Annotated in this window: 10 protein-coding genes and 1 pseudogene; 6 read left to right on the top strand and 5 right to left on the bottom strand. The window is 51.5% G+C overall.

Annotated features, from left to right (window positions below):
- Positions 1-9 precede the first annotated feature (9 nt).
- The gene (locus ABEB26_RS10185) at positions 10-669 is read right to left on the bottom strand and encodes a hypothetical protein (protein WP_345721878.1); all 660 of its coding nucleotides are present in this window, start codon (positions 667-669) and stop codon (positions 10-12) included.
- Positions 657-2288: an amidohydrolase gene (locus ABEB26_RS10180; protein WP_345721877.1), complete on the bottom strand. Its 1632-nt coding sequence runs from the start codon at positions 2286-2288 to the stop codon at positions 657-659. The genes ABEB26_RS10185 and ABEB26_RS10180 overlap by 13 nt, the downstream gene beginning before the upstream one ends.
- Before the next feature lie 358 nt (positions 2289-2646).
- Here ABEB26_RS10180 and ABEB26_RS10175 point away from each other — a divergent pair, with 358 nt between their 5' ends.
- Positions 2647-3090 (top strand): NUDIX hydrolase, encoded by a 444-nt coding sequence (locus ABEB26_RS10175; protein WP_012189971.1) that lies wholly within the window; start codon positions 2647-2649, stop codon positions 3088-3090.
- Here ABEB26_RS10175 and ABEB26_RS10170 read toward each other — a convergent pair.
- From ABEB26_RS10170 to ABEB26_RS10160, 3 genes are all read right to left on the bottom strand, one after another.
- Entirely contained in the window at positions 3082-3702 is a 621-nt protein-coding gene (locus ABEB26_RS10170) for a hypothetical protein (RefSeq protein WP_345721876.1), read from the bottom strand. The genes ABEB26_RS10175 and ABEB26_RS10170 overlap by 9 nt on opposite strands.
- A gap of 429 nt (positions 3703-4131) precedes the next feature.
- Positions 4132-4947, bottom strand: coding sequence for a hypothetical protein (locus tag ABEB26_RS10165; RefSeq protein ID WP_345721875.1), 816 nt, complete (start codon positions 4945-4947; stop codon positions 4132-4134).
- Entirely contained in the window at positions 4944-5492 is a 549-nt protein-coding gene (locus ABEB26_RS10160) for a sigma-70 family RNA polymerase sigma factor (protein WP_345721874.1), read from the bottom strand. The genes ABEB26_RS10165 and ABEB26_RS10160 overlap by 4 nt, the downstream gene beginning before the upstream one ends.
- A 329-nt stretch (positions 5493-5821) precedes the next feature.
- Here ABEB26_RS10160 and ABEB26_RS10155 point away from each other — a divergent pair, with 329 nt between their 5' ends.
- The 5 genes and pseudogenes from ABEB26_RS10155 to ABEB26_RS10135 all read left to right on the top strand — a co-directional run bounded on the left by ABEB26_RS10155 (position 5822) and on the right by ABEB26_RS10135 (position 13440).
- Positions 5822-7363, top strand: a complete 1542-nt coding sequence (locus ABEB26_RS10155; protein ID WP_345721873.1) for a BglG family transcription antiterminator — start codon at positions 5822-5824, stop codon at positions 7361-7363.
- A gap of 354 nt (positions 7364-7717) precedes the next feature.
- Positions 7718-9140, top strand: a pseudogene (locus ABEB26_RS10150) (PTS mannitol transporter subunit IIBC).
- 1 nt (position 9141) lies between these two features.
- Entirely contained in the window at positions 9142-9615 is a 474-nt protein-coding gene (locus ABEB26_RS10145; RefSeq protein ID WP_345721872.1) for a PTS mannitol transporter subunit IIA, read from the top strand.
- Positions 9602-11710 (top strand): phosphoenolpyruvate--protein phosphotransferase, encoded by a 2109-nt coding sequence (ptsP, locus tag ABEB26_RS10140; RefSeq protein WP_345721870.1) that lies wholly within the window; start codon positions 9602-9604, stop codon positions 11708-11710. Before ABEB26_RS10145 ends, ptsP begins: the two co-directional genes overlap by 14 nt.
- On the top strand, positions 11707-13440 hold the full coding sequence (locus ABEB26_RS10135; RefSeq protein ID WP_345721869.1) for an alcohol dehydrogenase catalytic domain-containing protein: 1734 nt from the start codon (positions 11707-11709) through the stop codon (positions 13438-13440). The genes ptsP and ABEB26_RS10135 overlap by 4 nt, the downstream gene beginning before the upstream one ends.
- The last annotated feature ends 8 nt before the right edge of the window (positions 13441-13448 follow it).

Here is a 13448-nt window from a genome sequence, read left to right as displayed (position 1 = left end):
GCCGATCCCTTATTCCTGAGCCAATGCCGCTGCCGCTTCATCATCGATGCTGAGGCTGGCTTGCATTGGAGTGTAAAACGTCGTTTCGACATCGGGCCATAAATCTTGGGGCACAAGCCACGATTGCAACATGATGCTGCCGCCTGTGGTTTGGCTGAGTTCAAAGCGTACATACATCGGCTGGGCATTCAAACTTGCCGTGCCTTCGAGGCGGTAGGTCGCGCCTTCGCTAGCACTATTCAATTGCACATCGCGGGTTAGATAGGTGGCGAAGGTCTGCGATTTAACCATTTCGACAATCTCCGCCGCTTTGGTTGAATCAAGTTGTTCGGCCTGCCAACTAAACGAAATTGTCACCACAACACTCGCATTATAGGCAAAACTGCTGATTCCAATGCCATTTTTCAGCGATTCGGTGCGCCAATTGCTGGGCACATCGATCGCAAATACTCCACGTGGATCGCGATAGGTGGTGAAGGTCAACGAAACTGGCTCGGTTGTAGTGGGCGTGCTGGTTGGCTCCAAGGGTGCCACCGCAACTTGAGGGCTTGGGCTGGCTTGGATTATAGTTGGTGCTGTTGTTACTTGATTACTTGCTGGAGCAGTCTGCTGCTCAGTACAGGCAACCAAACTCAATCCTAAACTAATGATCATCATTAACCTTCGCATACCGTCTGTCCCTCAATCATCGTTTGGACAACCTGGACTTTGGCTAATTGATCGTTGGCAACTTGGGCTAAATCTTGATCGAGAATTACCAAATCGGCGACCTTGCCGACGCTCAAACTGCCTTTGATGGCTTGTTCGCCCGAGGTAATTGCTGGGCCAACCGTGTAGGCCCACAGCGCTTCATTCAAACTCAAGCATTGTTCGGGATACCAACCACCTGCTGGAGTGGCATCGGGGCGTTGACGGGTGACCGCTGCTTGCAACCCAGCCCATGGGTCCCACGATTCAACTGGCGCATCGGAACCAAAGGCCAAAATCGCGCCGCTGGCCTGCAAACTACGCCACGCATAGGCATATTGCGAACGCTGGCCCCACAGCCGATCAGCCAAGGTAATATCGCTGGTGGCATGAATTGGCTGCATCGAGGCAATCACTCCAAGCTGGCCGAAGCGCCGAATATCATCAGAATGCAAAACTTGGGCATGTTCGATGCGGTTGGGAATTCGCGCTGCAACGGGGCCAGTACCAAGGCTTGGTTGCAGGGTTTCAGGATTGGCCTTGATCGCCGCTTCAATTGCATCGAGCACTGTGCGATTGGCTGCATCGCCGATGGCATGCACAATCACACTAATATCATTGGCGATTGCGCGATCGATTGTCGCAAATAGATCTTCGCGATCCAACATCGGAATGCCATAGGGATGCGGGGCATTGGCTGGTAGATTATCAAATGGCGTAAGCATATGCGCAGTAGCCGAGCCAAGCGAGCCATCGCTAAATATTTTCAAATTACCAAAGCGCAGCCATGTGTCGCCCAAGCCCGATTTGAGACCCATCGCCACTGCATGATCAAGCAAATCCATGCGTAAATGGTGCAAAATGCGCATTTCGAGTGCGCCCCGCCCGTAGAGCGCCTGCACCGCCGCAAAGCAATCTGGGCCTTCGGGCACGTGCAAACTGGTGATGCCACGTCGATGCATGTGTTTGATGAAGGTTTGAATGCTGGCCTCTTTTTGCGCAGCGCTTGGCTCGGGAATACAAGCTTTGACCGCTAATTGACCATTTTCAAACAACATGCCGTTGGGTTCGCCTGCGCTATCGCGGCCAATGCTCCCACCATCGGGGTCGTTGCTGAATTTGCTGATATTGGCGCGTTGAAGGGCAGCGTTATTAACCCAAGCCGAGTGCAAATCTTTGCGGGTAATAAAGGCTGGGCGACCACCAGTGACCTGATCAAGCTCGCTGGCGGTGGGCCAATCACGCTGCCACAAACTATGATCCCAGCCTGAGCCAAGCACCCAAGCATCGGCAGGCAAGCGTTCAGCGTGACGGCGAATAATTTCTAATGCCTGCTCGAACGAAGCCACCGCTTGCAGATCAATCTGATCGGCTAGCAACGCGCTCCAGAGCAAGTGAATATGGGCATCGCAAATGCCAGGAATGACGCTGTGCCCGGCTAAATCAATAAAATCATAATCGGCGCTGATGGCTGCCCGAACCTCGGCATTGCTGCCAACCGCCAAAACCTTGCCATCGCGCAACGCGATTGCTTCAGCCACACCCACAGTTGGGTCGAGCGTCCAAATCGCGCCACCAGCTAACAAACGATCACGGGCCATGGTTGTTCTCCAGTAACATAGACTGCTTACCATTGTAACAAAAACATGGCATATATCCTGCTTAGTTGCTGTTTAGGATTATCAATTAATAAAGGAGTAATAGCATGGTTAAACATAAAAAGAGTGCCTTAGCAGCGTTGGCATTGGCAGGCTTGGCCTATTTCTTCAAACGGCGTTCAGCCCGCTAAATCGCTAGGGTATCAAGTAGAATTTGAGCTTGCTTGCCGAAGATCACTCAGTCTCATGATATGATGAAGCAAGCAAAATCGAATACTTGTTCAGCATCGTTAATCTTGCTGAACGCCAGATGCGGGCGGCCCTAGGTCGGCTCGCATCTTGATACCTGATGGAGGCATGAATGAGCCAGATTCGCAAAAGTCGTATTGCTTATTCAGCCGGTGGTGTTTGCTATCGCTGGATGGATGAAGTGCCTGAGGTGGTGCTGATTGCGACCCATAACAGTACACGCTGGGGTTTGCCAAAAGGCCATCGTGAAGGCCGCGAAACCTTTGCCCAAGCAGCCCGCCGTGAAATCAACGAAGAAACTGGCTTACGCGGCGAAATCGTTTGCTCGCTTTCGGCAATTCAATATTGGTTTCGGGTTGAGAGCCATTTTGTGCATAAATGGGTCGAATTTTTTCTGTTTCGCTGTACCGGCGGCTGTCTCAAGCCACAGCTTTCAGAAATCGACGATGCCCAATGGTTTTTGTTGCCCGATGCACTTGAGCAAATTAGCTTTCCCCGTGAGCGAAGTGTGCTAGAGGTGGTTAACACAATCTGGCGATCGAATCGTTTAATCTAGCTTGGGCAGCGGTTTGAGCCACATCACGCTGGGCAATAAGCGGCCCATTTTTTGCGCTAAAGGCAAGCCAACAACGCTAACCGTGGCTAGCCAGATAACCTGCATCCAAAGCATGCTCAGATACCAGCCAACGCAAATGCCATACAGCAAGCAGAGGCCGCGTGGTAGCTCTTTGCGCAGGCTGGTCACGAGACCATCGGTATGGGGCAGGCTCAAAAATGTGATCGTCGGCAAATAATTAAGCATTGGTTGGGTAATATTCAAGCCGAGCAAGGCGCAAACCCAGGTTGCGACCAACCACATTTGGCTGCTCCAAAAGCCGATCACCAAAAAATAAATCACTTGCATCAAAAAGTTGGGGTCTTTGATATTGGCGCGTAATTGCTCAATCACTGGCAATTGATAATTCATTTCGGGTTGGCTGATGGGTTGCACCCGCGCTGCTGCGACGGTTACTGACTGCGGTGCTGTTTGCATAAATAATGGTAAGGGTGGCAATTTATCGGCGGGCATGGTTGGTGGTGCTGCATACATAGCCTCAAGCGAGACCCCACAATGCAAACAATAGCGTAAATTGGGATTAACTGTTTCACCACACTCAAAACATTCCATAGCCCGATCCTTTCGGCAATGCACATTCCGATTGATGTTGTAATAATAATAAGGGAGCCTTGATTGCTGACGTTGCTATGACGTATGGTACGGCAGCGATTGTTGCATTGCAAGATCATAATTAGCAGCGTTGTGTTAACTTTTGTGGCCCGAGCTAAACTTGGCTATAGGCTATTGGCACGAGGCTATTAGGAAGGGATTAGCCGTCAGGGGCTAGGAGCCAGTTTAATCACAAAGTGTCGATGTTTAACCACAGATTGGCACAGATTTGGATGATTATTCTTCTAGGCCCATATGCCTTGGCATGCAGCTAACAATACTTCATCCCATATTTTTTGCAATCTCTGCGTTAATTACTGGCCCCTAGCCCCTGACTTCTGATCTGCGCCTCTGGGTTAAAAACTAGCCCCTGAATCGTGACCTCTCGGGTTATTCGTTGACTTCTAAGCCTTCGGCAATTTGGATGAGGGTTGTTTGATCGAGCACGTAGCTTTCAACGATGATAATTTGGCCGTTTTCTTCCCACAAGACCAAGTTAACCGCGATGGTTTCAAGATCTTCTTGATACATCTTGCCTTCTTTAGCTTTGATATATAACGGTGCTTGTTCGATATACAAGCCTTGGGTATTGCGCAGCGTGATTGGTGTGGTGCTAGCTGCCCCAACCCCAAGGGTGCTGCCTTCTTCAATGCTCCGCACCGAGATATAGATCGAATCAGGCGTGCTGTCGTTGGCATAGTAGCGACCGCTGTAGCTTGGTTTGGCAACGTAACCTGCTGGTAGATAGGTTGGATTGAATGGGCTGGCATCGCTGAGCACTGGTGGTGTTACGGTTGGTTGATCTGGGATTGGTGGTACCTCGGTTGCGGTGAGCAACTGTTCAGCTTTGGTTGGCTCGTTGGTCACGCTCAACCAGCCAATTTGGCGCAAAATTTGGCTAGCATAGCTGCGCAATGGTGGTACAGCAACGGTTGCGACAACTAAGGCCATAACAACGGCTAAGGCCATGCGCATGTTCGATTTCAACATAAAACCTCCAGAATGTTGTTTGCGAGTGCCGAATTGTTGAATCCGTTGGGCAGTAGCTGCCTGTTGGATGCTGCTCGGCTGCAAACGCAATTGTTCCAACTGTTGGGCCAGATGCAGTAAGGCTTGATGATTCGGATCGGCGGACGATGGTAGTTGACCAGTTTCAAGCAAGTGGTCAACATCAGCATTAAATTGCTGGATTTGTTGCTCGATCATTGTTCGTATCCTCTATTTGGGAGCCATTGACGGAGCCGTTGCAGGCTGCGGTAGAGCAGTACCCCAACATTGCTTTCGCTATGGCCAGTAATTTCGGCAATTTGGCGATTGTTCAAACCTGCTCCAAATTTCAGGGCAATCACATCGCGCTCATGAGCTTTGAGTTTATGCAGTGCCTGATAAAGCTGTTGATTGGTCTCGCTGCGCAGAGTGTCAGCAATTGGGTCGGCATTATCAGCAGCATGTTCACGAATAAAATCTAATGAGAGCCAGCGTTGTCGTCGTTGGCGTTGAAAATGGCTATCAACACAATGGCGGGCAATCCCAAAAATCCATGCTCCAAGGCTGCCACGGTCGGCGCGATAGGTTTCGCTGCGGCTCATGGCTCGCTCAAATGTATGGGCTACCAAATCGTCGGCACAAGCAGGATCGCGCACGCGGTAAGCAATATAGCGATAGATTGGTGCATACTGTTGGGCATAGAGTTCAGCAAAATCAATCTGCTGAGTGCTTGCTTCACGTGTTGGTTGTTGAATTTGAATCATCGTTGGCCTCACTTATCTGACGCACTTAAACTACACGCAACCTGCTAAAGTATTACAAGCAATATTGAGCAACTAGGGTTCAGGGACTAGGTTTAACCACGCAAGACCCGCAGAACGCGCAGGTTTTTTGGGGCTACAAATGACACGAATGAGGATTTTAATTTCAAACTGGTTAAGTCAAATCATCCACTTTTGTATTAATTAAAGTAATAAAAAATGTATTAATAAAACATGATTTAGCGCTTGACAATGGGCTAAAACGCAGCTAGCATACATTAACTCTCTGATTGTAGGGAACCTATTTCGCTCCACAACTATGGGGTAAACGTATGCTGTCGCTGACGACTGCTCAACGTGATCTGTTGTATCTGTTGCTTACCACTGAGACTCCGATTGGGGCTGCGGCGCTCGGTCAGTCTCTCCATCTCACACCACGTCAAGTTTCCTATAGTTTACGGAGTATTAAGCTATGGCTGGCTCGTCGCCATGCCAGTTTGCGCCAAGTGCCTGGGGTTGGCATTCAGCTGATCTGCTCGGCCCAGCAACGTGAACGGCTCTACGCTGAATTAGAATCCCATGCTAAATTTCAATTAATTCTCACGCCCGAACAACGTGGTCAGCTTTTGGCCTTAGTGCTGTTGATTACCCCCGAACCCTTGACCCTCAACCAACTCCAACAAGATCTCGCAGTTGCTCGCACGACGGTGCTCAAAGATCTCGATGTAATGGAGATTTGGCTGGCCAGTTTTGGCTTGCAAGTGGTGCGGCGGCAACATCGCGGTTGCTGGATCGAGGGCGCTGAGTTGGCGAAACGCCAAGCTTTAGCCGCGTTGTTATGGGGCGATGTGCCCTTTAGTTTGCCAATTATTAGCGTCCAAGCAGGCCTTGGCTTTGATTTTGTGTTGCAACAAGATGCAGCCCTGCTGCCGATCATTCAACGGGTTAATAGCTTTTTGCAGGAACTTGATCTGCCTAAAGCTCAACAGCAGGTGATTTGGGCCGAAGCTGCCTTGAATGCGCGGTTTAGCGATCAGGCGATTAGTTTGTTGGCTTTGGCCTTGGCGTTGCAACAGCAACGTATTAACGCCCAACAGTATCTGCATTGGCATCCTGAAACGTTACATTGGCTTGAACAGCAGTTGATTTGGCCAGTTGCTAAGCAATTTGAGCAACATTATGGTTTGCAAGCCAGTGCCACGATCAATCTTGCCGAAATTGCTGGTGTCGCTTTGCAATTGGTGTGTGCTGCCCGCGAACGGCCATGGCCCAATCAGCATGAGACCGATCACGTAACCGTTCGTTTGATCAATGGGTTGATTGATGTGATTGCCACCAGCTACGATGTAGCCGAGCTTGCCAACGATCAGCTTTTGCGCGATGGTTTGGCCGCCTTAATTCCGCCAGCCTGCAATCGCCAGCGCTTTGGTCTGTGGGTTCCAACCCATCAATCCAGTGAAACCCAGAGCGAACGTTATGCAACTGAGCGGCGGGTAGCCGATTTAATTGATCGTAAGCTGCTAGCAACGATTGGTGTGGCTTTGCCGATTGATGCGCGGGATGAATTGATTTTGTTGCTGCGAGCGGCGGTAGTGCGGGCACGGCCTGTGCAAACTCGCAATATTCTGGTGGTTTGCCCAAGCGGGATGGCCACAACTCAACTTTTGGTGGCGCGGCTCAAAGCACGGTTTCCCAAACTAGGTATTTTTGAAGTACTCTCGATGCGTGAGCTTTCGGCAGAACGTTTGGCCAATGCCGACTTGGTAATTACGACTGCGCCCTTAGCACTGGCCAGCGTACCAATCGATGTGATCCAAGTGCATCCGATGTTGCACCCAGAAGATATTGCGGCGCTGACCCAGTGGATGGTTTAGCTTGCTAAATCATCGCATTTTGTCGTAATAGCGCAACCAAAAAACAGATCAATAAAATGGGTTTTATGGCTTGACAATGGCCTAAAACGCCTGTACCGTTAATAGTACACAAACACATCGAAACCTCTGTCCATCCGGAGCTATCTCCCTCGATTGACAACCTACGACAGGATCGTCGGGCTGGTGTAGGGCACTGCCAAAACACCACGGCGAACCTCTGCTTAGCGGTGTGTGCGATACCGTGGCTGACTGTTGCGCAGATAACAACCCGGGCGTTAGCTGACGAACCACCATTCTGAATCCACGGGGCAATCAACGACGATTAACAATGACTTCAAAGGAGAAACGCCCATCATGCGACAGCATATTCAGCGCTTCGGCAGCTTCTTGGCTGCAATGGTTGTTCCCAATATCGGTGCGTTCATCGCTTGGGGCTTAATCACCGCTCTGTTCATCCCAACTGGTTGGATTCCCAACGAAACCTTTGCCAAGCTGGTTGGCCCAATGATTACCTACCTGTTGCCAACCTTGATTGGCTATACTGGCGGTAAGATGATTCACGATACCCGTGGCGGGGTGGTTGGGGCCGCCGCAACCATGGGTGTGATTGTCGGGGCCGATATTCCAATGTTTATCGGAGCCATGGTCATGGGGCCACTTGGCGGCTACCTGATGAAGAAAATCGACGAGTTCCTCGAAGATCGCGTGCCAACTGGCTTTGAAATGTTGGTCAATAACTTCTCGGCTGGCTTCCTCGTGATGGGCTTGGTGCTGTTGGCGAATGTGGCGATTGGCCCAGTCGTCGAAGGCTTGAGCGATGGTTTGGGTGCTGGCGTTCAATTCTTGATTGACTGGCGTTTGTTGCCTTTGGCCGATATTATTATTGAACCAGCTAAAGTGCTCTTCCTCAATAACGCCATCAACCACGGGATTCTTGGCCCCTTAGGTGTGGCTGAAGTTGGCGAAAGTGGCAAAGCGATTCACTTTTTGCTCGAAAGTAACCCCGGCCCAGGCTTAGGCTTGCTCTTGGCCTTCTGGTTTGCTGGCAAAGGCAACCTCAAAGAATCAGCCCCAGGTGCTGCGGTAATTCACTTCCTCGGTGGGATTCACGAAATCTATTTCCCCTACATTTTGGCTCGCCCTGTGATGATTGTGGCAATGTGGGCTGGCGGGATCTTAGCCGACCTGTGGTTTGTAATTTTTGATGCAGGTTTGGTTGCTACACCATCACCTGGCTCGATCTTTGCCTACTTGGCAGTTATTCCACGTGGCGGTCACTTTGCGGTCTTGGGCGGTGTTTTCGTCGGGATTGTCGGCTCGTTTGTGGTTGGCTCGATGTTGCTCAAACTCTTCCCTGGCACAGAAGCAGTCGAAGATGAGCAAACCAGTTCAGAAATGACGGGCACAGCCGCAACCGCGCACTAATAGATTTTGACCCAACTGAAGGAGGTTTGTCATGGCTCAATCAATTGCCGCTGCCGATGTTACAACGATTGTGTTTGCCTGTGAAGCAGGCATTGGTTCAAGTTTTATGGGTGTTACGGCGCTCAAAAAGAAACTCAAACAAGCCAATTTGAGCATCACGGTGGTGCATAAATCGGTGCGCTCGTTGCCAACCGATGCCAAACTAGTATTGGTGCACAAAGGCTTGGCTGATTTTGCGCGGAAGCAAGCACCAAATGCCGTCGTGATTGCCTTTACCCAATTCCTCAATGATCCTGTGTTTGATCAAGTTGTTCAAAGCTTGCAGGATGGCACTGATCTTGTGGAGGCCTAAAATGGCAATCTTATCGAGCGAAACCATTCGGCTAGGAGCCAGCGCTGCTAGCAAACAAGAGGCGATTCAGCAAGCTGGAGCGTTGTTAGTTTCCAGCGGTTGTGTTGCTGCCAACTATGTTGATGGGATGTTGAAGCGCGAACAAGTGATCTCAACCTATCTAGGCAATGGGGTCGCGATTCCCCATGGTCAGCACGAAAATATGGCCGATGTGATTCGCACTGGCATTGCTGTGGTGCAGTTTCCCGCTGGCGTTGAGTGGGAGCCAGGCGAATTGGCCTATTTGGTAATTGGAATTGCCGCCAACGCCGATGAGCATGTGGGTGTGTTAGCAAATTTGGCCGAAGTGATCGAAGATGAAGCAATTGTGCAGCAATTGGCTCAAACCAGCGATCCTTTACAGATTCTTGAGCAATTAGGGCGAGTGCGTGAGGAAGAAGCCTACGACGAGGAAAGGCATCATGCAGGAGCTTGATCTGGTGATTCATAACTCGGCAGGCCTGCATGCGCGGCCTGCCCGAGTCTTGGTTGACCTTGCAAAACAATTCAAATCGACGATTTCGATTCGTGCTGGCAGCAAACGGGTCAACGCTAAAAGCATGATCGCGTTGTTGACCCTCGGTGTAGTCTGTGGTCAGGCGATCCAAATCGAGATTAACGGCGAAGATGAAACCGCCGCTGCCGAAGCGATCGTAACTGCCGTCCACGAAGGCTTGGGCGAAGGTCATGGCACACCTGCCGCCAATAGCGTTAACGATGCTTTGGCTGCGGCTCGCAATGGCCATGCCAATCTCAATGGCCATGCCAAGCTTGAAACCAACGTCGCCGTGGCCGATCCGCCGCCTGCGCCAACCCGTGCCGAGCCACTCAAAGCTGGGGCGACCATCCAAGGGATTGCGGGCGCACCTGGCATTGCAGTTGGCACAATTTTGCGCTACGAACGTGCGCGGATCGAAATTACCCACCGATTTAGCGGAGTGGATAACGAACTTCAGCGTTTGCAAGCGGCCTTGACCACGGCCCAGCAGCAATTGGTGGCGCTACGCGAACAAGTATTGCTACGGGCTGATGCCAGCGAAGCCGCAATTTTTGATGTTCACCGCGATATTTTGGCTGATCCCGCTTTGCTCGATGCGGTTCATTCGGCCATTGCTGCTGGTCAAGGAGCCGAGGTTGCTTGGCAGAATGTGATCAATCAACAGGCCAACGCGATTGCCCAACTTGACGATGCTTTACTCGCCGAGCGTTCCAGCGATATTCGCGATGTGGGTGATCGGGTGCTGCGCCTCTTGGTAGGAGCCGAAGCCTCGACGCTTGAAGCCCACTGGGCCAAGGTCAAGCAGCCGATGATTGTAGTGGCTTATGATCTGACACCTTCAGAAACCGCTGCTTTTGATCCAGCCAAAGTGCTGGGTTTTTGCACAGCGGTGGGTGGCCCGAATGCTCATACCGCGATTTTGGCCCGCGCCTTGGGCTTGCCAGCGGTTATTAGTGCTGGCCCAAGCGTCCTCGAACTTGCCACCGGAACCGAAGTTATTCTCGATGGTACGGCTGGTACCTTGTTGATTAGCCCAGCGGCTGAAGCCATTGCTGCGGCTAAAACTGCCCAGCAGCAAGAGCGTGAGCATCAAGCATTGGCCATGCGCAGCGCCAATCAGCCAGCCACAACCCTTGATGGTCAGCATATCGAAGTGGTTGCCAACATCGGTGGCCTGAGCGAAGCTCAGCAAGCCACAACTTTAGGCGCTGATGGGGTGGGCCTGTTACGTACCGAATTTTTATTTTTGGAACGCACGCAAGCCCCAACCGAAGATGAGCAGTTCGTGACCTACCGCGAGATTGCTCAAGCCATGGGCGATGCCCCAGTGATTGTGCGCACTCTCGATATTGGCGGCGACAAGCCACTGCCCTATCTGGCCTTGCCTGCTGAAGAAAACCCATTTTTGGGCGAGCGCGGCATTCGCTTGTGCTTGGCCCACCCCGAATTGCTGCAAACTCAATTACGGGCAATTTTACGCGCTGCCAGCTTTGGCCGCTTGCGAATTATGTTCCCGATGATTGCCGATGCAGGAGAGTTACGCGCTGCCAAAGCTGAAATTGAACGGATTCGCAATGAATTGCAATTAGCGCCAATTGAAATCGGAATTATGATCGAAGTGCCTTCAGCAGCTTTAATGACCGATATTTTGGCGGCTGAAGTTGATTTTTTCTCAATTGGCACCAACGACCTGACCCAATACACCTTAGCCATGGATCGCACCCATCCGACGCTGGCGGCCCAAGCTGATGGTTTGCATCCAGCGGTATTGCGCCTGATTGCGCGGACGGTTGAGGCGGCTCATGCTGCTGGCAAATGGGTGGGAGTTTGCGGCGAGTTGGGCGCTGATCCGCAAGCTGTACCAATTTTGGTGGGCCTTGGGGTTGATGAACTCAGCGTTAGCGTGCCCGCCATTCCAACCGTCAAAGCCCAAATCCGCGCACTGAATTTTGCTCAGTGCCAAACATCTGCTCGGCGGGCGTTGGCCTGTGCCACTGCCGCCGAAGTACGCCAAGGAGCGTTCGACCAATGACCACGTTTGATGATTATCAATCCCCTGATGCCCCAATTGCGGCAACCACGGTTGCTTGGAATATGTATGGGGCAGGGGTCGAACATATCGGGCGCAATGCCCAACCAGAAACCTTTGCCGTCACCGAGCCTGCCGCCGATCAACTGTTGGTGCGGGTCGATGCAGTTGGCATGTGTTTCTCCGATGTAAAACTGATTCAGCAGGGCGGTCGCCATCCCAAGCTGTATAATCGTGATTTGGCGACCGAGCCAACGCGGTTGGGTCATGAAGCGGCCTTGACGGTGCTCAAAGTTGGCAAGGATTTGCAAGCTCAGTATCAACCAGGCCAGCGTTTGGCGATTCAGCCCGATATTTACCAGGATGGCATGAGCACCGCCTATGGCTATACGATTCCTGGTGGCCTGACCCAATTCCACTTGATTGGTGCTGAAGTGTTGAATGCCGATGATGGAGCCTATGTACTGCCAGTTGGCGAGGGCATGGGCTACGCCGAAACTGCCTTGACCGAGCCATGGGCCTGTGTCGAAGGTGCGTATACTCAGCGTCGTCGGCTCAACCCCAAAGAAGGTGGCACATTATGGATTATTGGGCAAGTTGGTGATCAACGCAGCTACAGTTTTAGCAGCGGCTTTGATGCTCCTGCCCGCATTATTTTGACCGATGTGCCGCAACAATTGCAGGAACTGTTGCAGCAAACTAGCAAGGCTCAAATTATCGTGCGCGATGGTTTGAGCGTTGATGACTATCTTGAGTTACGCAATGATTTGACCAGTAACCAAGGTTTTGATGATGTGGTTATGCTTGATCCACGCTCAGCTAGCCAAGTCAGTGCTGCTGCTCGCTTAGTTGCCCGCCGTGGCACATTTAATTTGGTTGGCCAAACAGCGCTCGATGGTTTGTCCGAGATCGATGTTGGCCGAATTCACTACGATTATATTGCCTACGTTGGTACAAACAGCTCAGACATTAGCGCAGCCTATGGCGAGACGCGCAATCGCTGCGATTTGCAACCAAATGGCGTAGCCGTGTTTGTCGGTGCTGGCGGTCCGATGGGTCAAATGCATGTTCAACGAGCGATTGAATTGCCGAATGGCCCGCGCACAATTATCGCTACCGATGTGAATGATGATCGCTTACGCGCCTTAGATCGCTTATTCCGTGGTTTGGCTGAGGCTCGTGGTAAACGCTTGCTGTTAATCAACCCAACCGTTGAAAATTCGTTGCATGCCACGGTGCTGCTTGAAACCGACGATTTGGGTGCTGATGATGTAATTGTGAGCGTGCCCAGTGGCCCCTTGATGGGCGATGCAGCAACTTTGATGGCTCCCAACGGCATGCTCGTGTTGTTTGCCGGCGTGCCCAATGGTACGTTTGCGCCATTGAACTTGAGCAATGTCTACTTAGCAAATGCTCAATTTACGGGCACATCTGGCTCGCGAATTATCGATCAAGCCACCGTGATTCAAAAAACTGTGGCAGGTGAGCTCTCGCCCAATCGCTCAGTGGCGGCGGTTGGTGGCATCGAAGCCGCGCTTGATGGGGTCAAAGCCATGATGGCCGGAACCTATGCAGGCAAAGTCGTGATCTTCCCGCAACTCAGCGGCTTGCCACTAACCGGAATTGATGAATTGCACAAAAACTTGCCCGAAGTTGCCGCCAAACTCGGCGAGGGCAATGTCTGGAATCCTGAAGCCGAACAAGCCTTGATCGAGACGTTTTGGCAACACTAGTTGCTAAG

The organism is Herpetosiphon gulosus, from assembly GCF_039545135.1.
GTDB lineage: Bacteria > Chloroflexota > Chloroflexia > Chloroflexales > Herpetosiphonaceae > Herpetosiphon > Herpetosiphon gulosus.
This window is presented reverse-complemented; position numbering and strand designations above follow the sequence as displayed.

Excerpts from the sequence above, each read along its gene's own strand:
- ABEB26_RS10185 (WP_345721878.1), bottom strand. The coding sequence starts at position 669 with ATGCGAAGGTTAATGATGATCATTAGTTTAGGATTGAGTTTGGTTGCC.
- ABEB26_RS10180 (WP_345721877.1), bottom strand. The coding sequence starts at position 2,288 with ATGGCCCGTGATCGTTTGTTAGCTGGTGGCGCGATTTGGACGCTCGAC.
- ABEB26_RS10175 (WP_012189971.1), top strand. The coding sequence starts at position 2,647 with ATGAGCCAGATTCGCAAAAGTCGTATTGCTTATTCAGCCGGTGGTGTT.
- ABEB26_RS10170 (WP_345721876.1), bottom strand. The coding sequence starts at position 3,702 with ATGGAATGTTTTGAGTGTGGTGAAACAGTTAATCCCAATTTACGCTAT.
- ABEB26_RS10165 (WP_345721875.1), bottom strand. The coding sequence starts at position 4,947 with ATGATCGAGCAACAAATCCAGCAATTTAATGCTGATGTTGACCACTTG.
- ABEB26_RS10160 (WP_345721874.1), bottom strand. The coding sequence starts at position 5,492 with ATGATTCAAATTCAACAACCAACACGTGAAGCAAGCACTCAGCAGATT.
- ABEB26_RS10155 (WP_345721873.1), top strand. The coding sequence starts at position 5,822 with ATGCTGTCGCTGACGACTGCTCAACGTGATCTGTTGTATCTGTTGCTT.
- ABEB26_RS10145 (WP_345721872.1), top strand. The coding sequence starts at position 9,142 with ATGGCAATCTTATCGAGCGAAACCATTCGGCTAGGAGCCAGCGCTGCT.
- ptsP (WP_345721870.1), top strand. The coding sequence starts at position 9,602 with ATGCAGGAGCTTGATCTGGTGATTCATAACTCGGCAGGCCTGCATGCG.
- ABEB26_RS10135 (WP_345721869.1), top strand. The coding sequence starts at position 11,707 with ATGACCACGTTTGATGATTATCAATCCCCTGATGCCCCAATTGCGGCA.